Below are 17,427 nucleotides of genomic sequence, written 5' to 3'. Positions count from 1 at the left end.
TCTCGGTAGTCCCCCTGCCGAGAAGGCGCACCGGCACTTCCAGTCTCGACTCAGGAGCAATCCCATGACCATTCGCGTCGGCTACTTCCCGCACAACAACTCTCTGTTCGTCCTGCGGCACCGCGGGATCCTCGAGCGCGCCCTGCCCGACGTGGAATGGGTTGACCTGCGCGACCTTCCGGAGCGCGCGCCGGTGGACGTCAGGACCGCGCTGCCGAGCCTGCACTCGGACTGGTTGTTCACCGAGGGTGGCTACGACGTCATCGGCACCGGCTTCACCCCGCCGCTCACCGCGCTCGCCAACGGTCGCGACGTGGTCTACGTCGGGATCTCGGGGCCGCGGATCGAGAACGGCCGCCTGGTCACCCTCGCCGGTTCCGGCATCGATACCGTCGCGGACCTGAAGGGCAGGCGCGTCGGCATCGCGCACGGRTCMTGGCAGACCAGCCTGCTGCTGCTCGCCCTCGACCGGGTGGGGCTGACGTGGGCGGACGTCGAGCCCGTGGACACCGGTGTGCACGAGGGCGGGGCCGCGCTGGTCGCCGGGGAGCTGGACGCCTGGGTCGGCGCGTACCCGGGCCTGGCCGCGGTCGAGAACGCCCACGACGTGCGCACGCTGGTCGACACGGAGTCGCTGTTCGGTCACCAGTCGCTGTGGTTCACCAGTCGCGACTTCGCGGAGCACAACCGCGAGGCGCTGGGGGCCGTCGTCGAGGCACTGCAGGAGTCCGACGCCTGGATCGAGGCGAACCCCCGCGAGGCCGCCCGGTACTTCGTCGACGACGCCGTCGCCCGCGGCGGGCAGGCCGACCTGGACACCTGGGAGCGGGCACTGCGCGGTCGCCCGTGGGGCATCGACCCGGTGAGCGAGTCGTTCCTCGACGAGCAGCAGCACACCGCGAACCTGTTGGCCGCCAACGGTCTGCTGCCGCGCACCGTCGACGTGCGGTCCGCGGTGGTGCCGTGGATCGGCGAGGCGGTGCAGGCCGGCAGGGCGGGCGCGACCGTCTGACGCGGTGGCCGGTTCGACGGAAGGGCAGACCGCACCGCCCGTCGAATCGATCTCGCCGAGGCGCGCCCGAGGCCGGCGTCGGTACCGTCGTGTGTAACGGTAGTGATCAGGCGCGCGCCCGTCGGCGGCACGCCATTGGTCCGGGCACAGCGGAGAAGGCGGTCAGTTCATGAAGAAGTACGTCCCCACCTGGCACGACGACGAGGTCCGTGCCCTGTCCGAGCTCGCGCTCGGGTTCTTCGAGCGCGAGGTGGTGGCGCACAACGAGAAGTGGGACGCCCAGCACCGCATCGACCGCGACGTGTGGCGCACGGCCGGTGAGCTCGGCCTGCTGCTCTGCTCGATCCCGGAGGAGTACGGCGGCGGGGGCGGCACCTTCGCGCACGACCTCGCCGTCTTCGAGGCCCAGGGCTACGCCGGCGACCTCGCCTTCGGCGTCTCGGTGCACAGCGGCATCGTCGCGCACTACATCGCCGAGTACGGCTCGGAGGAGCAGAAGCGGGCGTGGCTGCCGGGGATGGCGACCGGCGAGATCCTCGGCGCCATCGGCATGACCGAGCCCGGCGCCGGCTCCGACCTCAAGGCGATCAAGACCACCGCCATCCGTGACGGCGACGACTACATCGTCAACGGGTCCAAGACGTTCATCACCAACGGCTCGTCCGCCGACGTGATCGTGCTCGCCGTCAAGACCGATCCGAAGGCCGGCGCCAAGGGCGTGTCCCTGCTCATCGTCGACCTGCGGGACTGCCCCGGGTTCGTGGTGGGGCGGGTGCTGGACAAGGTGGGCCAGCAGGGCGCCGACACCTCCGAGCTGTCGTTCACCGACGTCCGGGTGCCGGCCTCGAACCTGCTCGGCGACGCCGAGGGGCAGGGCTTCGGGCAGCTGATGACGCAGCTGGTGCAGGAGCGGCTGATCATCGGCGCGCAGGCCGCCGGCGCGATGAAGCGCGCGGTCGAGGAGACCGTCGCCTACACCAAGTCGCGGCAGGCGTTCGGGCAGAGCCTCTTCGAGCTGCAGAACACCGCGTTCGAGCTGGCCGAGTGCCAGACCATCGCCCGCACCTGCGAGGTGTTCCTGGACCACTGCGTCCAGTCGCACCTGGCGGGCGAGCTCGACCCGTCCGAGGCGGCGATGGTCAAGTACTGGCTCACCGACAAGCAGTGCGAGGTGATCGACCGCTGCGTCCAGCTGCACGGCGGCTACGGCTACATGCGCGAGTACCTGATCGCGCGGATGTACCAGGACGCCCGCGTGCAGCGGATCTACGCCGGCGCCAACGAGGTGATGAAGTCGATCATCGCGCGGTCTCTGTAGGACGGACTTGTCGCACCCCAGGCTTAGCCTGGCGACATGGACGGCTACGGCACGCAGAAGCCCCCACACCGACGAGAACGCCCGCGCCTTCGGGCGGTACCCGCCACGCCCGAGGAGTTACGCCGATTCCTCGAGGACACGAAGGGCTATCGGATTGAGGACCGTCCTCGCCGGAGTACCCGCCCGCGCGGGGCGGTGGGCTATCAATTGCATGTCGAGCTCGACGGACTCGTTCCGAGGCTGTGGCGACGCATCGCGGTCCCGTCGAATCTGACGCTGGGCGAGCTGCATCCGCTGCTGCAGGCGACGATGGGCTGGGACGACACTCATCTGCACGAATGGCGGGGTGTCGACCGGCGTGCGTTGCTCGCAGACGCGCCCGAGAATCGGGAGACATTTGCGATGCGCGCGAACTGCGAGGACGTGTTCACGGCCGACGAGTTCGACCGCTGCGAGGACGAGGTGAGCCTGGACGACGTGCTCGTGGTGCCCGGCGACACGCTGATTTATCGGTACGACATCGGCGACGACTGGACGCACACAGTCGAGTTGGAAGCCGTCTTCGACGACGCGTCGCCGGTCTCGGCGGTCTGTCTCGCCGGTGCGCGTGCCTGCCCGCCTGAGGACTGCGGCGGCGTCCCCGGTTATCGGCAGCTGCTCGCCTCGCACACCGACTCGGACCATGACGAGGCGCGGACTCGGACGGGGCCCGACTTCGCGCCGGAACGGTTCGACCTCGCCGCCGTCAACGTCGACCTGGCTCGGCGGAGTGCCCTCGTCTGGCATCCGCCGGTGCTGGACTCGCATTTCGCGGCACTGTTGACGAGGATTCCGTATCGCGATGCACCGCAGCTGTATTCGATGATCCCCCGTGCCGACTTGCAGGGTGGCGTGGGCGTGAGCGACGAGTTCAGGAGATCCTGGGTCTTCCCTCGACTGCGGTGGCTGGTGCGACGCACCGGGCCGAGCGGCATCACGCTCACCGACACCGGGCACCTCCCGCTGTCCGATGTCGCGGCCGCTCACGACGAGCTCGACTGGCGTGGCGAGTGGCGCGAGCCGCGGTCGGCCAAGGTCGAGAACCCGCAGATTGCGGCGCTGCTGGCGGCGGGCCGGGCACTCGGGCTCACACGCAAGCATCGCGGCCGACTCGTCCTGACCAAGATCGGCAGGTCGGCGTTCCACGGGCACCTGGACTACTGGGTGCATGTGGTGACCGCGATGCCGCTGGGTGCGGGGCGCACCGAGCAGGAGGCCGGTCGGATCCTGCTTCTCGCCCTCGCAACCGGGGCGACGGAGCACGAACGTGGCGCGACGATGGCGGAGGCGTCGGCGGCCCTCGGCTGGCGCGGCCGCGACGGCCTACCGTGTACCGGGGACGCGGCGTTCGCGCTCGCAGGGCCGACATTGCGTTTCCTAGCCGCGATGGGGGCACTCGTCTCCGACGAGCGTCGGCGCACGGCCGCCAAAGAGTACGAGTGGGCGCGCGCGTTTGCCCGCATGGCGTTGTCGATGTAGTGGGAGCGGTCCGTCAGCCCCCGAACCGGTAGTGCAGGTGAACCGTGCCGCCGCCGAACCGGCGTTCCGCCACGAGTTCGAGCCGCGTCCGGACGCCGTCGGGCAGCGCCCGGGTCCCGCCGCCCACCAGGACGGGCACGAGGAACAGGTGGCACTCGTCGACCAGCCCGGCCCGGATCGCCTGTCCGGCCAGGCGCGGGCCGCCGACACTGAGGTCCCGCGTTGCCGACGCCTTCATCCGGCGGACCGCCTCGGGGTCGAACTCCCGCTCGACCCGGGTCCTGGCGCCGGGCGCCGACTCGAGCGTCGTGGAGTAGACCACCTTGTCCGCCGCCCGCCAGATCCGCGCGAAGTCCCGTATCTCGGCCGGCTCGTCCGGGCCGGTGGGCGCGGTCTCCCAGTAGCGCATCGTCTCGTACATCCGGCGCCCGTACAGGTTGGTGCCGACCGTCCTTTCGAGGTCGTTGACGGCGCCGTGCACCTCCTCGTCCGGTGTGGCCCAGTCGAAGTTGCCGTCCACGTCCGCCGTGTAACCGTCGATCGAGGCGATCGCCGAATAGATCAGCCTGCCCATGGTTGGCTCCCTTCTCGTCCGTCCAGTGAACCAACGGATGCGCTCTCGCGCCCGGATCGGTGGCAGGATCTACGGATGTGACCACCGCGAACCTGACCCGTGACGAAACCGCAGCGCGCTCGGCGGCGATTACCGTCCGCGCCTACCGCGTGGAACTGGACCTCGCGGCCGCCCCCGATCAGTCCCGGCCGGGCTTCGCGACCACCACCACCCTCGAGTTCGACGCGACCGCCGCGCACACGTGGATCGACTTCCTCGGCCTGTCCGTGGAGTCGGTGACGGTCAACGGCGAGACCGTGCCCGTGGAGTACGACGGCGCCCGCATCGCCGTCCGCGGACTGGGTCCGTCGAACGTGGTGACGGTGGCCGCGACGGGCGAGTACAGCCGTTCGGGGGAGGGGCTGCACCGCTTCCACGACCCCGTCGACGGGCAGACCTACCTCTACACCCAGTACGAGCCGGCCGACGCGCGCCGGGTGTTCGCCTGCTTCGAGCAGCCGGACATGAAGGCGCCGTTCACCTTTGCCGTGACCGCCCCGGCGGGCTGGGAGGTGGTCTCGAACCGGACCGTCGCCACCCGCGAGGCAGACGACGCCCGGCAGGTCGTCGAGTTCGAGCCGACCCTGCCCATCTCCACGTACCTCACTGCGGTCGTCGCCGGTCCCTACGCCCGCGTCGAATCCTCCTGGAGCCGAGGAGATCTCACGGTTCCGCTCGGCGTGCTGTGCCGCGCGTCGCTGGCGCAGTACCTGGACGCCGACACCGTCCTCGAGGTGACGGCGCAGGGCCTCGACTTCTTCGCCGAGCAGTTCGACTACCCGTACCCGTGGGGCAAGTACGACCAGGTCTTCGTCCCCGAGTACAACCTCGGGGCGATGGAGAACCCGGGCCTGGTCACCTTCACCGAGGCGTACGTGTTCCGGGGGGCCGCCACCGCCGCGCAGTACGAGGGCCGGGCCAACACGATCCTGCACGAGATGGCCCACATGTGGTTCGGCGACCTGGTCACGATGGTGTGGTGGGACGACCTGTGGCTCAAGGAGTCTTTCGCCGACTACATGGGCGCCCTCGCCAGCGCGGAGGCCACCCGGTGGACCGACGCGTGGGTGGCGTTCGCGAACCGCCGCAAGGCCTGGGCGTACTCGCAGGACCAGCTGCCGACGACGCACCCCATCGTCGCGGACATCGTCGACCTCGAGGCGGCCAAGCTCAACTTCGACGGCATCACCTACGCCAAGGGCGCCAGCGTCCTCAAGCAACTGGTCGCCCACGTCGGTCGCGAGGCGTTCTTCGAGGGCTCGCGCCGCTACTTCCGCGCGCACGCGTTCGGCACCGCGACGCTCGAGGACCTGCTGGCCGAGCTGTCGGCGACCTCCGGCCGGGACCTGACGGCGTGGGCGCAGGCCTGGCTGCAGACCAGTGGCGTCTCGACGCTGACGCTCGAGCGCCGCGGCAAGCGGCACGAGATCGTCCAGACCAACCCGCGGCCGCACACCCTCGCCGTCGGGCTCTACGACTTCGACGACGCCGGCTCGCTGGTGCTGACCGAGCGCCTGGAGGTGGACATCTCCGGTGTGCGCACCCCGGTCGAGCTGACCGAGACGCCCCTGGTGCTGCTCAACGACGGCGACCTCACCTACGCCAAGGTCCGGCTGGGCGGGTTCTCCCTCCGCACCGTCGAGGCCTCGCTGGACCGCGTCGTCGACCCGCTGGCGCGCGGGTTGGTCTGGTCGGCGCTGTGGAACGCCACCCGCGACGGCGTGCTCCCCACCGAGCGCTACCTGACGATTGCCCGCACCTTCGCGCCCACCGAGTCCAGCATGGCACTGCTCACCGCGGTGCTGGCGAACGCGTCCTACGCCGTCGGGCACTACCTGCGCCCCGAGGCCCGCGACCGGTGGCGCGGTGAGTGGCTCGAATCCTCTTGGGCCGCAATGTCCGCCGCGGAACCGGGATCGGGGGAGCAGCTCGCGTGGGCCCGGGCGGTCGCGGCGGCGGCCACCGTCCAGCGCGACCGGGCCGCGGACCTGCGGGCGGTGCTCGACGGCGGGGCGACGGTGCCCGGACTCCGGCTCGACCCCGACCTGCGCTGGTCGCTGTGGACCGCGCTCGCCGCGACCGGGGACGCGGACGCCGCGGACCTCGACGCCGAGCTGGCCCGCGACGACACCGCGTCGGGTCGCACGGCGCACCTGAAGGCGATGGCGGCGCGCCCGGACGAGGACGTGAAGGCGCATGCCTGGGCGTCCGCGCTGGAGGACACCTCGCTGACCAACGACCACCTCGACGCGGTCATCGGCGGCTTCCGGGCCGGCGCCCGGCGCGACCTGATCGCCCGGTACGACGGCGAGTACTTCGCCTCGATCGACGGCGTGTGGGCCACGCGCAGCATCGAGATCGCTCGCCGCATCGTGGTCGGGTTGTTCCCGGCCGCGGACTCCCTGCGCGCGGTCGACGGCTGGCTCGACGAGCACGCGGAGGCGCCCACGGCGCTGCACCGGTTGGTGCTCGAACAGCGTGACCACGTGGCGCGGGACCTGCGCGTGCGGGGAGTCCGCTGAGGCACGGCCGGCCTCGGTAGCCGCCTGTCGGCGGGGGCCGGTTTCGTCGACACCGGCGGCCGGTTTCGCCGGCACGTGCCTGTTGACGTGCGGGTTTGCCGTTCACCGCATTTCACTGCAGATCTCCTGAATGTCGCTTAGTATTCGCTTTCGTCGCGGGCTGGGTGGGGGCCCAGTTCGCGACGCGCGGCGTCGCAGATCGAAAGGTCCGCGGCGGCGAGAGATGAGGAGCAGCCGCCGTCGGACGACCGTCGGCGCGACGCTCCCTCCCGACACAGGAGCGTCCGGACAGATCCAGGGGGGATCATGCAGGACAGGAAATTCGGCGTGCGAAATCGGCGCCGACGCGTGCAGCGGGTGACATTGGCGGGGGCGGTTCCGCTCGCGATCACGATCGTGTGCACCGGGGTGGCCGTCGCCGCGCCGACGGAGCAACCCGGCGTTTCGGTGCCGGAGGAGTCGCAGCCCGGTGTGGTCACGGCCGAGGCCGACCAGCCCGGAGTGGCGCCCGCCGAGGAGCCCGCGCCGGAACCCGAGCCGGCGCCGCGTCAGTACTGGGTGGCGCCGCCGACGGAGTACCAGCAGATCGAGTACCAGCCGTACCAGGCGCCGAGCACGTACGACGTGCCCGCGTACGAGCAGCCGGCCGGGTACGGCGAGCCTGTGTACGAGGAACCGCAGGTGCTGCACATGCCGGCGGCGGTGGAGACGGTCGCGCCGATCCAGGCGCCCAAGAGCATGCTGCGCGCGGGCGACTTCATGGTCGACCAGCAGACGGTGCGGCTGAGCGACGACGACCTCGAGCGCACGAACAACCAGTTCGCCATCGCGGAGTCGCAGGTCGCGACCTTCTGGAAGTCCGTCGGCTTCGAACCGGAGCGGGCGCAGAAGGTGGCGGCGGCGACCACCGCGGGCGCGGCGAGCGGGGCGCTGGCCGGCGGCACCGCGCTGGGTGCGCCGGCGGCGGTGGTGGGTGCGGTCCCCGGCGCGGTCATCGGCGGCGTCGTGGGCAGCTTCACCGGCGGGGCGCTCGGCACGGTCTTGATTCCGGGAGTTGGCGCCGTTCCGGGCGGTGTGGTCGGGAGCGCAGGCGGTGCCGCCATCGGGGCGGCTGCCGGTGCGGCGGTAGTCGGCATTCCGGCCGCCGTCGTCGGAGGCGCCGCCGGCGGGCTCGTCGGCGGCGCGGCTGGCACCGCGTTCGGCGCCGGTGACGTCGGCGGCGAGCCGCTCGTCGACCTGACCCCTGATCCCGCCCCGGAGCCGGCCGCGCCCGCTCCGGTCGTGATCGACACCGCCGCGGTCACCGAGCAGACCCGGGCGGTCGTGGCGCGGGTGGAGGCCGGGCCCGGTGGTCCCGAGGTGGTCGATGGCGTGCGCGTCGTCGTCGACGCGGCGCCGCAGGCGGCCCGCGACGTGGCCGGCGCCGTGACCGGTCGGGTCGATGTCGTACGGACCGCGGCGATCTCGGTGCCCGGCGGGTTCGAGGGCGTGACCTCGCTCGAATCGGCCGTCGTGAATTCGCCGGTCGGCCCGGTGGGCGGCCAGGTCGCGGACGTCCTGACGGCCGTGCGCGCGGGCCTGGCGTAGCGGTCGCGGCGGGTAGGGGAGTTCCGGCATCGTGGGTACGCGTCCCACCTGGCAGAGCGCCCGCGACGACTGGTTCGCGGGCGCGGAGCCCACGCCGGATGGCGGGGGCGCTGGTGCACGCGAAACGGCGAACACGCTAGCGCCACAGGCGGATTCACCGGTCGGGCCCGAACCTGAGCGGATACCGCCGGTCGAGGGCGAGCTGACCGTCTACGTCGACGGGTCGGTGTCCGGGCCGCCGCCGGCGCGTCGACGGCGGCGGGGCGTCCCGGCGATTGCTGCTGTGGCACTCCTCGTCGCCGGTGGGGCGTTCGCGGCGATGACCCTCGGGGACCGGTCCGGACGGAGCGAGGACTCCGCGGTCGCGGCAGCCGAGCAGTCCGAGGTGGGCGTCGACGCCGGCGAATCCGGCTGGGCGGCAACGGTCCCCGCGTCGGCGGAGGATCTGTGGTGTGCGGGACTCGCGCCGGGCGAGCCCGCCACCGTGGACTCGCCGGATCCGGGGGCGGCCGCTATCGCGGGGTTCGAGGACGCGTACTACGGGGCACGGGACGGGGCCAAGGCCCGGACCTTCGTGTCCGAGAATGCGCGGGTCGGATCCGCGGAAGTCCTGACGCGGGGAATCGCCGAGTCGATCCCGGTCGGCACGACGCACTGCGTCGTGGTCAAACGGACGGGGGAGGGCGCCTACGCGGTCGACCTGTTCGAGCGTCGCCCGGACGGCGCCACCACGCAGTACCGGCAGGTGGTCACCACTGTCGGCAAGTCCGGGTCACCCACGGGCGAGGTCATCACCGGAATCAGCAAGCGGGTGGGGCAATGAGAGGTGAAGTCTTGATGAGTTCCAGGGCGCATGTCGCTTGGAGTCCGATATGCCCAGGTTTCCTGGACGGACATGCAGGACGCGGCGCCGAGGCGCCGGGGCCGGTCAGCCATCTGTCACCAACCTGATGGCCGGGTGCACCTAGCGGGTGAACGCAATTGGCGATCGGTGAACACCGACGTAGACCGGCAAGCAAGGCCGCGCAAATGGTGCGAGAGGGAACCCGCCGTCGATGTAGGCGCGTCGAGGTCGTCTACATCCTCTCCTCGATGCCCGTGCTCACCACCGATCCACAACAGGCCGCGGCCTGGGTCCGAGTCCCTGGGGAATCGAGAACCGATTGCACTGGGACCGTGACGTCGTCTTCGGCGAAGGCCGTTCCACCGTCCGCGTCGGCCACTCGACCTTTTTCCGATCGGTAAGCGCGGCTTATCGATACACGAAAGAAAGTACCTGGACTTCCCTGCCCGCCCGGTGCGATTGTTGTCTACATCACGTCGGAACCTGTATGAGTCTCGAACATGGGAGTTCTAAGAATGAAGGCAGCCCGCTATCACGGAGTTGGGGATATTCGCTTCGACGATATTCCGGAGSCTATTGCAGGTCCTGGTCAGGTAAAAGTTCGAGTTCATTTCAACGGCCTGTGTGGAAGTGATCTGCACGAGTATTATCACGCGCCCATGATGGCGCCGATCACACCGCATCCTCTCACGGGGGTGAGCGTCCCTGTCGTCCTCGGTCACGAGTTTTCCGGCGAGGTCGTGGCGATAGGTTCAGAGGTTGACGGGTTGTCGGTCGGCGACTCTGTGGCGGTAGAGCCCACCGTCAACTGTCGACGATGCGCGGCCTGTCTGGCCGGCTCGTACAACCTCTGCAGCAGCATCGCCGCAGTCGGCTACAGCTGGGCGGGTGGGGGTGGACTCGGCCAGTATGCAGTCGTCGACGCTGATCACGTCTATCGGCTTCCTGACGGGATGAGCACCCGGGACGGGGCATTGATCGAACCCCTCGCCGTGGCCCTGCACGCCGTGCATCGTGGCGATGTCGCGCCGGGGAACAGTGTCGCGGTTCATGGGGCCGGTCCCATCGGAATCGGGGTCTTCTTGGCGTTGCGGGCCAAGGGTATCGAGGACATCACCGTGATCGAGCCGTCGGCGGACCGGCGCGCGGCGATCAAAGCTGTCGGAGCGACAAAGGTCATCGATCCCGGGGAAACGGATGTCGTCGCAGAATTGCGCGCGAACACCGACGGAGCCGGTGTTGCGAGGTCTTTCGAGACTGCCGGTGTGCCCGAAACCTTCCTGAACGCAGTCCGCTCGACAGCCGGACACGGCCGAGTTGTGGTCGTCGCGGTGCATCAGCGGCCAGTCGAGTTCAATCCCACCGAGATCCTGTTCAGCGAGTGCGAAATCGTCGGCTCCATCGCATACTGCCGCGATTACCCGGAGGCCATCGAGCTCATGGATCGGGGGGCATACCCGCTCGACAGTTGGGTGGAGACGATCGCATTCGAGGACCTCATCACTGACGGGTTCGGCCCACTCCGGAACCAAACAGCTATCAAGATCCTGGTCGACATGACCGCAGTCGACTGACGGACCCGGCGCCCTTCACACCGAATAGAAAAGAGAAACCCATGACCGCTGGTTCGAACCTCGGGCCAACATTCTGGATGACCAACCCCGGCGTCACGCCGAAGGGAGCAAGGAAGGAATTCGTCAACCCCGACGAGATTCCGTGGACCGACTGGCTGATGCCGGGAACCCGATTCAAGCTCCTGTACTGCAACCTCGTATCCGGCGCATTCACGCTCATTCTGAAAGTGGATCCCGGAACTGTTGCCACTCCGCATTGGCATATGGGAAATGTGCAGGCATATCTGCTGGAAGGCGGATTCTATTACGAGGAGGACGATCCAGGCATGGCCGGTATGTACACCTGCGAGGTGGCTGGTGCCGTGCACACGCCGATTGCGCCGGACGGCTGTGTCATGATCGCCATGGTCGAAGGTCCGATCGCCGGCTACCTGCCGGATGGCGCACTCGCGGTCGTCGCCGACGCCCGACTGCACTACTACATGGCGCGTGACAACGACGCCGTCGGGCAACTCCAGCTTGTCGACTACGCAACCGATCCGTCTCAGGAGATGCACGTCCAGGCGACCGGGTAGCCGCGAATCGGCTAGCCTGGCAGTCAATTCTCAACCAATGGCGTGCGAGGTGAAGCATGTTTGTCCCGCCGCAGGCGCTTCGATGCTTCCTCGCTGTTGCGGACGAGCTGCACTTCGGACGCGCCGCCGCGCGGCTCCACATGACTGGACCGGCGCTGAGTCAGCAGGTGTCCCGGTTGGAGAAGGACCTGCGTTTCCTGCTCTTCGAACGCAACTCCCGACACGTCGAGCTGACCGAAGCCGGGCGCGCGCTGATCCCGCAGGCACGCGCCGTCGTGGCCGCCAACGAGAGCCTTCTGCGGTGGCGTGAATCGGTCCGCCTGGGCCGTCGCAGCATCGACATCGGGTTCATGGCAACCGGTGCCGGTCAGCTCACCACGGCCGTATTGGATCGGCTCCGCTCCGCCGATCCGGATCTGCAGGTGAGGTTGCATCATCTCGAGTGGAGCCAACAACTGGCGCCACTGCTGGCCGGCGCCATCGACGCGGTCTTCGTTCGCGAACCGTTTCCTGCCGAGGGAGTCCGGCGCCGGCGACTCCTGTCCGAGCGACGGGTGGCCGTGCTTGCGCACGACCACCCGTTGGCCGCCCGGGAGTCGATCCGGTTCGCCGAGATTGCCGCAGAGCCGTTCATCAGCAGCAGCGGCGGGCCGCCGGAATGGACCGACTTCTGGATGGTGAACCCGCGGCCGGACGGCACCCGGGCCGAACCGAGCCTTGCGGTGTCGACCGTGGAAGAACTACTCGAAGCGGTCGCCGCCGGCGCAGGGGTCACCACCACGCCGGAGTCGCTGCCCATGTACTACCGCCATCCGTTGGTCAGCTTCGTGCCGATCGAGGACATCAGCCCGAGCGTGGTCACCCTGTGCACATTGGAAGGCAACCGCAGGCCGGAGCTGGCAACGCTTCAGGATGCGATCGGTGAGGCCTGTCGCCAGGTAACGCTCGAGCGGCCAGTGGGGTGAAGCTCGCGCTTCGTCGCGGAGGAGGACATCGCCGCGTTCGAGGGCGGCCCCGTCTGTCTCTTCGGAACCACTCGGCGGCACGCGCTCACGGCGTGCGATCGGCGCGGTGGAATTCGGCCTCGGGGGTGGGTGCGGCTGATGATCGCGTGCGGACGACAGCCTGTTCGCCCCGCGGTCCGAACAGGTGCAGGATCTCGACTGCGTTCGAGTCCCCGGGGCCGAACCAGTGCGGCTCACTGGTATCAAACTCGGCGACTTCGCCTGGGCGAAGGATGAATTCGCGCTCACCGAGGATGAGGCGCAGTTCGCCCGCCAGGACATACAGCCACTCGTAGCCCGCGTGGGTCACCAGCTTCGGCTCGCGGGGGGCGAGCACCTCCTTGAACACCTGCACGCGGCCCGGGAATTGCGTCAGCGGTACCAGGGTGGTGCCGCGGCGTTTGCGGATCGGGGTGAGGTGGACACGGGGATCTCCCGTGGCGGGCGCGGCGATCAGCTGTTCGATCGCGACGCGATGTGCGCGCGCGAGCGGAATCAACAGGTCGAGGGTGGGCCGGCGCTTGCCGGACTCGAGCCGGGACAGCGCGCTGACGGAGATCCCGGTCTCGTCCGACAGGGACTCCAAGGTGAGGCCTCGGTCGTTGCGCAGCCTGCGTAGCCGGGGGCCGATGTCGTCGATGATCCGTTCCACGTCGCCGTCCACGACCACCATTTTGCGGTCTTCGCAAAATCGCTGGGCCGTCGGCGGGCCACACCGCGACCATTCGGGGATGGACAGACACCGCCGGGTACGGCAGATGACGAACGAGACGACACTCCTCGCCCCACCGGGGTTGAGCCCGCGTCGACAGTGGACGGTGCTGGCGGTCTGCTGTTCGAGCATGTTCGTCGTGGGGATGGACACGACAGTCGTCAACGTTGCCCTGCCCGCGATCGGGCAGGACCTGGGCGCGGACATGCGCAGCCTCGAGTGGATCGTGGATGCGTACACCCTTGCCCTTGCCGGCCTCCTGATCTCTTCCGGGGCCCTGGCCGACCGATTCGGACGACGGCGGGTGTTCCAACTCGGATTGGCGGTGTTCGCGGGCGCCTCGTTGGCCTGCGCACTCGCCCCTTCGCTCGGTGCGCTCGCCGCGGCCCGCGTTGTTCAGGGTGCGGGCGGATCGATGCTCAGCCCTGTGGCCCTTGCAATCGTCGTGAATGCGTTCTCCGATCCGAAGCAGCGGGCACGGGCCATCGGTGTCTGGGCGTCGGTCTTCGGGCTCAGCATGGCGGTGGGGCCCGTCGTGGGTGGTGCGCTCATCTCGGCTTGGGGCTGGCGATCGGCGTTCTGGATCAACGCGCCGATCATCGTGACCGCTCTGGTGCTGAGCGCGGTGTTCGTGCCGGAGTCGCGAGCGCAGCAGCCCCGGAGCCTGGACGTGCCCGGTCAGGCCCTGCTCGCGGTCATTATCGGTGTGTCCGTCGGCGTGCTGATCGAGGGGCCGCGAATCGGTTGGGTTTCGCCGGCGGCGCTGGCCGCGTACGCCGGCGTCGCCGGTGCGGCAGTCGCGTTCGGCAGGCTCGAATCTCGCCGACCCGAGCCGTTGATGGATCTGCATCTGTTTCGCAGGCCGGCCTTCACCAGTGCGGTGGTGGGGGCGGTGGCTGTGTTCGTCGCGCTGAACGTGACGTTGCTGATCAACACGCTTTATCTGCAACATGCCCGCGGATTGACGCCACTGGCTGCCGGCACGGCCACCCTGCCCCTCGCCCTCGGGGCGACCGTGTGTGCACCACTGTCGGGCCACCTGGTCGGGCGCCTCGGACCGCGACCACCCCTCGCGCTGGCCGGCGGCTTCATCACGGCCGGGGGACTGTTGCTTCTCGCTCGCGACAACGGCACCGGAGTCATATGGCTCCTGACGGCCTATCTGCTCATCGGCATCGGTTTCGGTTTCGCCAATGCCCCGATCACCAACACCGCGGTCGGCGGGCTCCCGCCGGATCGCGCCGGTGTCGCCGGCGCGATCACATCCACTGCTCGCCAGTTCGGTGCGGCGGTCGGTATCGCCGTCGCAGGCAGCATTGTCTCCGGCGTCGGTCCGGCGCAATTCGCACACGCGTCAGGCCCCGCCTGGCTTCTCGTCACCGCCTGTGGGCTCTTCCTGTTCGTCGTCGCGCAGGCATCGCGCCCCGTCGCGGACTCCGTCTCCGGTTCGGGTCGGTGATGCGGAGGGCGTGCTGTCAGGGATCGTCGGAGTCGCGGTCGGCGAGCTAGAGCCCGATCCGCGTCAGATCGCCCGATGATCTGCGGGAACCCTTGCCTCGCAATGACGCCGCGCGCGCCAACTTCGAGAAGTTCCCACGAACATCCGCGCCCATCCCCATCCGGTGCCAGGTAGCCGACCGTCCCAGCCAAGTCGGAAGATCCAGTTCGGGGGCCCGGAGACGGGGCGCCGCCCTGTGGGTCAGCGGGTGCCGAGGACTGCGCTCAGCCCGAGCGCAACTGCCACGAAACGTTCGACGGCGCGGGGCATGTCCGTGGCCAGGAAAACGAGTTCGACGGTCGACGGTGCGGCGTCCACGATCGGTCGTGCGGTGGTGTCCGCTCGCCGGAACAGGCTGGCCACGCCTGCGCCGGTGATCGCAACCGCATCGGTGGTCGCGACGACTTGGACCATCTCCTCGATGCTGTTCACCATGGGGCCGTAGGTGGGACGTGTGCCGTCCGGCCGCGGATCGATCGACCACCAGTTGCGCCAGTCCCGGGTGCCCTCTCGGGTGTCCACCTGGACGACGTCGGCGAGGTCGACGATTCGTAGCTTCCGCCTGCGGGCCAGCGGGTGGTCGTGTGCCATCAGCAGGACACGAGGCTCCTCGAACAGAACGACCCGGCGTAGCCGGGGGTGCGACTCGAGAGGCGGGCGAGCGACGACCATGTCGACCCGACCGGAGGTCAACGCCGTCAGCTCGTCCCCCCACGCCAGCTGTGTCAGTTCCAGTTCCACTTCGGGTTCTCGTCGGTGGAACTCGTCGACAATCGGACGGGTCAGCTCCCCGGCGCCGCCGGCCAGGAATCCGAGGCGCACCTTCCCGGACGAGCTGCGCTTGTGGCGACGGGCCGCGCCGACCGCAGATTCGGCGGCGGCCAACAGCTCCCGGCTCTCTTCGAGGAAGTCCTGCCCGGCCTCGGTGAGGCGAGCTCCGCGGTGGTCACGCTCGAGCAGTGAGACGCCCAGCGTCTCTTCGAGCTTGCGTATCTGCTGACTCAGTGACGGCGTCGCAATGTGCAGTTGCTCAGCTGCTTTCGTGAAGGTCCCGGCGTCGGCGACAGTCACGAAGTAGCGCACGAGCCGTAGATTCAGATCCATCGTGCACGACCTTAGGTATTCGTCTAACGATCGGGTGAGAATACGTCATGGACGTGACGGCCACCACATCGGAGCATGGGTGAGTCCCCGAATCCAGGAGGAAATCCGATGTCTGTCAACGCCACTCACCATGATGATGCCCGTGTGGTCGATCCGATCCGCCCGCAACTGACGGGTCCCGAGATCGACCCGCAGTCCAACGCTCCGGTCGCAGAGGTCTTCGCTCGCGCGAGCTCCCCGGTGACCGGGCCGACGCTCAGTCTCGCCTCCCGGGTCAACAACTGCGACGACATCCCGTGGACCCCGTTCCCGATGCCGGGTACGTCTTTCAAGCTCCTGAACATCAACGAGACCACCGGTGCAGCCTCGATCCTGCTGTACGTGGCGGAGAATGCGCAGGCGCCGCTGCACATGCACTGCGGCGCCGCGGAGGCGTTCAACATCTTCGGCCGCTGGGCGTACGAGGGCGAGGCCGAATCCATCGGCCCCAACCACTACATCTACGAACCGGCCGGAATCGTGCATCTGCCCAAGCAGGAGGTGGAGTCCCTGATGTTCGGTATCTTCCACGGTCCGATCGTCGGGTACAACGAGGACGGCACCGTAGCCGGGGTCATCACGCACGAGCTGCTCTACGACCTCGCCGCGGCGAACGACGCGGTTGCACATCTGCCTGCTCGGACGGGCCGCTAGATGGCGGGCGCGGTCCTCGTCACGGGTGCCGGAGGCGGCCTCGGGCGCGGTGTCGCCGAACGGATGTCCGCCGACGGTCGGGGTGTGGCACTGATCGACATCGACAAGGAGCGGTTGGCGGAAACCGCTGCCGCAGTGGGGTCCCGCGGGGTGACAGTGACCACCCACGTGGTGGACATCTGCGACGTGGGTGCGCTGCAGGCGGCCGTCGCGGAAGCCTTCGCCGCCCACGATGACCTCGACGGTCTCGTCAACGTGGCCGGGCTCGGCGGATTCCGGCAGTACGACGCACTCGACGTGGACACCTGGGACAAGACATACGCGGTCAACGTCCGTGGGGTCTTCTTCGCCATCCAGGCCTTCGCCGCGGAGCTGGCCACGCTTGGTCGCGAAGGGGCCGTGGTCAACTTCTCCTCGATCGCGGCCCGGAACGGGCACGAGTTGCTGACCGCGTACGGCTCGTCGAAGGCGGCCGTGCTGGCGTTGACCCAATCATCGGCCCGTGCGCTCGCCCCTTCCGTTCGCGTCAATGCGGTTCTGCCCGGCCTGATCTGGACGGACATGTGGCGACAGTCCGCCGGCTGGCTCGCCGAGTACGACCCGGCTCTCGCCGGGGTGGCGCCCGAGCAGATCTTCGGCGGGATGGTCGACCAGCTCATCCCGATGAAGCGCCCGCAGACCGTCGAGGACGTCGCCGGAGCCGTCGCGTACCTGCTCTCGGCCGACGCTGACAACGTCACCGGGCAGTCTCTGCACGTGGACGGCGGCGCGGTGCTCCCGTAGCCCCGGATCCCGGCACGACCACTCCCTCCGCGCACATCACGCGGGGGGAGTGGTCGTTGTCGTGCCCGGG

The 17,427-nt window shown here is 69.1% G+C and carries 15 protein-coding genes; 12 read left to right on the top strand and 3 right to left on the bottom strand.

The features are described 5' to 3' along the window. The first annotated feature begins 64 nt into the window (after nucleotides 1–64). The 3 genes from AC1DU4_RS07765 to AC1DU4_RS07755 all read left to right on the top strand — a co-directional run bounded on the left by AC1DU4_RS07765 (nucleotide 65) and on the right by AC1DU4_RS07755 (nucleotide 3,848). On the top strand, nucleotides 65–1,012 hold the full coding sequence (locus AC1DU4_RS07765; protein WP_477838611.1) for an ABC transporter substrate-binding protein: 948 nt from the start codon (nucleotides 65–67) through the stop codon (nucleotides 1,010–1,012). 169 nt (nucleotides 1,013–1,181) lie between these two features. Then, the gene (locus AC1DU4_RS07760; RefSeq protein WP_477838609.1) at nucleotides 1,182–2,330 is read left to right on the top strand and encodes an acyl-CoA dehydrogenase family protein; all 1,149 of its coding nucleotides are present in this window, start codon (nucleotides 1,182–1,184) and stop codon (nucleotides 2,328–2,330) included. 207 nt (nucleotides 2,331–2,537) lie between these two features. Continuing rightward, the gene (locus AC1DU4_RS07755; RefSeq protein ID WP_477838608.1) at nucleotides 2,538–3,848 is read left to right on the top strand and encodes a plasmid pRiA4b ORF-3 family protein; all 1,311 of its coding nucleotides are present in this window, start codon (nucleotides 2,538–2,540) and stop codon (nucleotides 3,846–3,848) included. 13 nt (nucleotides 3,849–3,861) lie between these two features. Here the strand turns inward: AC1DU4_RS07755 and AC1DU4_RS07750 are convergent, their stop codons facing one another. Next, complete coding sequence (locus AC1DU4_RS07750; protein ID WP_477838606.1) at nucleotides 3,862–4,422, bottom strand: dihydrofolate reductase family protein; 561 nt, start codon at nucleotides 4,420–4,422, stop codon at nucleotides 3,862–3,864. Between the two features lie 77 nt (nucleotides 4,423–4,499). Here AC1DU4_RS07750 and pepN point away from each other — a divergent pair, with 77 nt between their 5' ends. The 6 genes from pepN (at nucleotide 4,500) to AC1DU4_RS07720 (ending at nucleotide 12,528) form a co-directional block, all read left to right on the top strand. Continuing rightward, entirely contained in the window at nucleotides 4,500–6,983 is a 2,484-nt protein-coding gene (pepN, locus tag AC1DU4_RS07745; protein ID WP_477838604.1) for an aminopeptidase N, read from the top strand. Between the two features lie 327 nt (nucleotides 6,984–7,310). Continuing rightward, nucleotides 7,311–8,570: a hypothetical protein gene (locus AC1DU4_RS07740; RefSeq protein ID WP_477838602.1), complete on the top strand. Its 1,260-nt coding sequence runs from the start codon at nucleotides 7,311–7,313 to the stop codon at nucleotides 8,568–8,570. A gap of 283 nt (nucleotides 8,571–8,853) precedes the next feature. Continuing rightward, nucleotides 8,854–9,393 carry a DUF8176 domain-containing protein gene (locus AC1DU4_RS07735; protein WP_477838600.1) on the top strand — a complete coding sequence of 180 codons (540 nt, stop codon included), beginning with the start codon at nucleotides 8,854–8,856 and terminating at the stop codon, nucleotides 9,391–9,393. 536 nt (nucleotides 9,394–9,929) lie between these two features. After that, nucleotides 9,930–10,988, top strand: coding sequence for a 2,3-butanediol dehydrogenase (locus AC1DU4_RS07730; RefSeq protein ID WP_477838598.1), 1,059 nt, complete (start codon nucleotides 9,930–9,932; stop codon nucleotides 10,986–10,988). Nucleotides 10,989–11,029: 41 nt separating this feature from the next. Continuing rightward, nucleotides 11,030–11,563, top strand: coding sequence for a 2,4'-dihydroxyacetophenone dioxygenase family protein (locus tag AC1DU4_RS07725; protein ID WP_477838596.1), 534 nt, complete (start codon nucleotides 11,030–11,032; stop codon nucleotides 11,561–11,563). Between the two features lie 56 nt (nucleotides 11,564–11,619). Next, nucleotides 11,620–12,528, top strand: a complete 909-nt coding sequence (locus tag AC1DU4_RS07720; protein ID WP_477838594.1) for a LysR family transcriptional regulator — start codon at nucleotides 11,620–11,622, stop codon at nucleotides 12,526–12,528. Between the two features lie 85 nt (nucleotides 12,529–12,613). On the opposite strand, the gene AC1DU4_RS07715 is transcribed toward AC1DU4_RS07720, so the two are convergent. After that, the gene (locus tag AC1DU4_RS07715; RefSeq protein WP_477838592.1) at nucleotides 12,614–13,240 is read right to left on the bottom strand and encodes a helix-turn-helix domain-containing protein; all 627 of its coding nucleotides are present in this window, start codon (nucleotides 13,238–13,240) and stop codon (nucleotides 12,614–12,616) included. A 169-nt stretch (nucleotides 13,241–13,409) separates the two neighbouring features. Between AC1DU4_RS07715 and AC1DU4_RS07710 the strand changes: the two genes are divergently transcribed. Then, a complete protein-coding gene (locus AC1DU4_RS07710; protein ID WP_477838590.1) occupies nucleotides 13,410–14,738 on the top strand; it encodes an MFS transporter in 1,329 nt (442 codons plus the stop codon). A 240-nt stretch (nucleotides 14,739–14,978) separates the two neighbouring features. On the opposite strand, the gene AC1DU4_RS07705 is transcribed toward AC1DU4_RS07710, so the two are convergent. Beyond that, a complete protein-coding gene (locus tag AC1DU4_RS07705; protein WP_477838588.1) occupies nucleotides 14,979–15,881 on the bottom strand; it encodes a LysR family transcriptional regulator in 903 nt (300 codons plus the stop codon). Between the two features lie 108 nt (nucleotides 15,882–15,989). On the opposite strand from AC1DU4_RS07705, the gene AC1DU4_RS07700 reads away from it, so the two are divergent. Together AC1DU4_RS07700 and AC1DU4_RS07695 are read left to right on the top strand one after the other, a co-directional pair. Next, nucleotides 15,990–16,574, top strand: coding sequence for a cupin domain-containing protein (locus tag AC1DU4_RS07700; protein ID WP_477838586.1), 585 nt, complete (start codon nucleotides 15,990–15,992; stop codon nucleotides 16,572–16,574). Next, on the top strand, nucleotides 16,575–17,357 hold the full coding sequence (locus AC1DU4_RS07695) for an SDR family NAD(P)-dependent oxidoreductase (RefSeq protein ID WP_477838584.1): 783 nt from the start codon (nucleotides 16,575–16,577) through the stop codon (nucleotides 17,355–17,357). Nucleotides 17,358–17,427 lie beyond the last annotated feature (70 nt).

Source organism: Rhodococcus sp. P4_F5 (assembly GCF_056401315.1).
Note: the sequence above shows the minus strand (reverse complement) of the source record. Positions and strands in the feature narration are given on the sequence as shown.

Excerpts from the sequence above, each read along its gene's own strand:
- AC1DU4_RS07760 (WP_477838609.1), top strand. The coding sequence starts at position 1,182 with ATGAAGAAGTACGTCCCCACCTGGCACGACGACGAGGTCCGTGCCCTG.
- AC1DU4_RS07750 (WP_477838606.1), bottom strand. The coding sequence starts at position 4,422 with ATGGGCAGGCTGATCTATTCGGCGATCGCCTCGATCGACGGTTACACG.
- AC1DU4_RS07725 (WP_477838596.1), top strand. The coding sequence starts at position 11,030 with ATGACCGCTGGTTCGAACCTCGGGCCAACATTCTGGATGACCAACCCC.
- AC1DU4_RS07720 (WP_477838594.1), top strand. The coding sequence starts at position 11,620 with ATGTTTGTCCCGCCGCAGGCGCTTCGATGCTTCCTCGCTGTTGCGGAC.
- AC1DU4_RS07715 (WP_477838592.1), bottom strand. The coding sequence starts at position 13,240 with ATGGTGGTCGTGGACGGCGACGTGGAACGGATCATCGACGACATCGGC.
- AC1DU4_RS07710 (WP_477838590.1), top strand. The coding sequence starts at position 13,410 with ATGTTCGTCGTGGGGATGGACACGACAGTCGTCAACGTTGCCCTGCCC.
- AC1DU4_RS07705 (WP_477838588.1), bottom strand. The coding sequence starts at position 15,881 with ATGGATCTGAATCTACGGCTCGTGCGCTACTTCGTGACTGTCGCCGAC.
- AC1DU4_RS07700 (WP_477838586.1), top strand. The coding sequence starts at position 15,990 with ATGTCTGTCAACGCCACTCACCATGATGATGCCCGTGTGGTCGATCCG.
- AC1DU4_RS07695 (WP_477838584.1), top strand. The coding sequence starts at position 16,575 with ATGGCGGGCGCGGTCCTCGTCACGGGTGCCGGAGGCGGCCTCGGGCGC.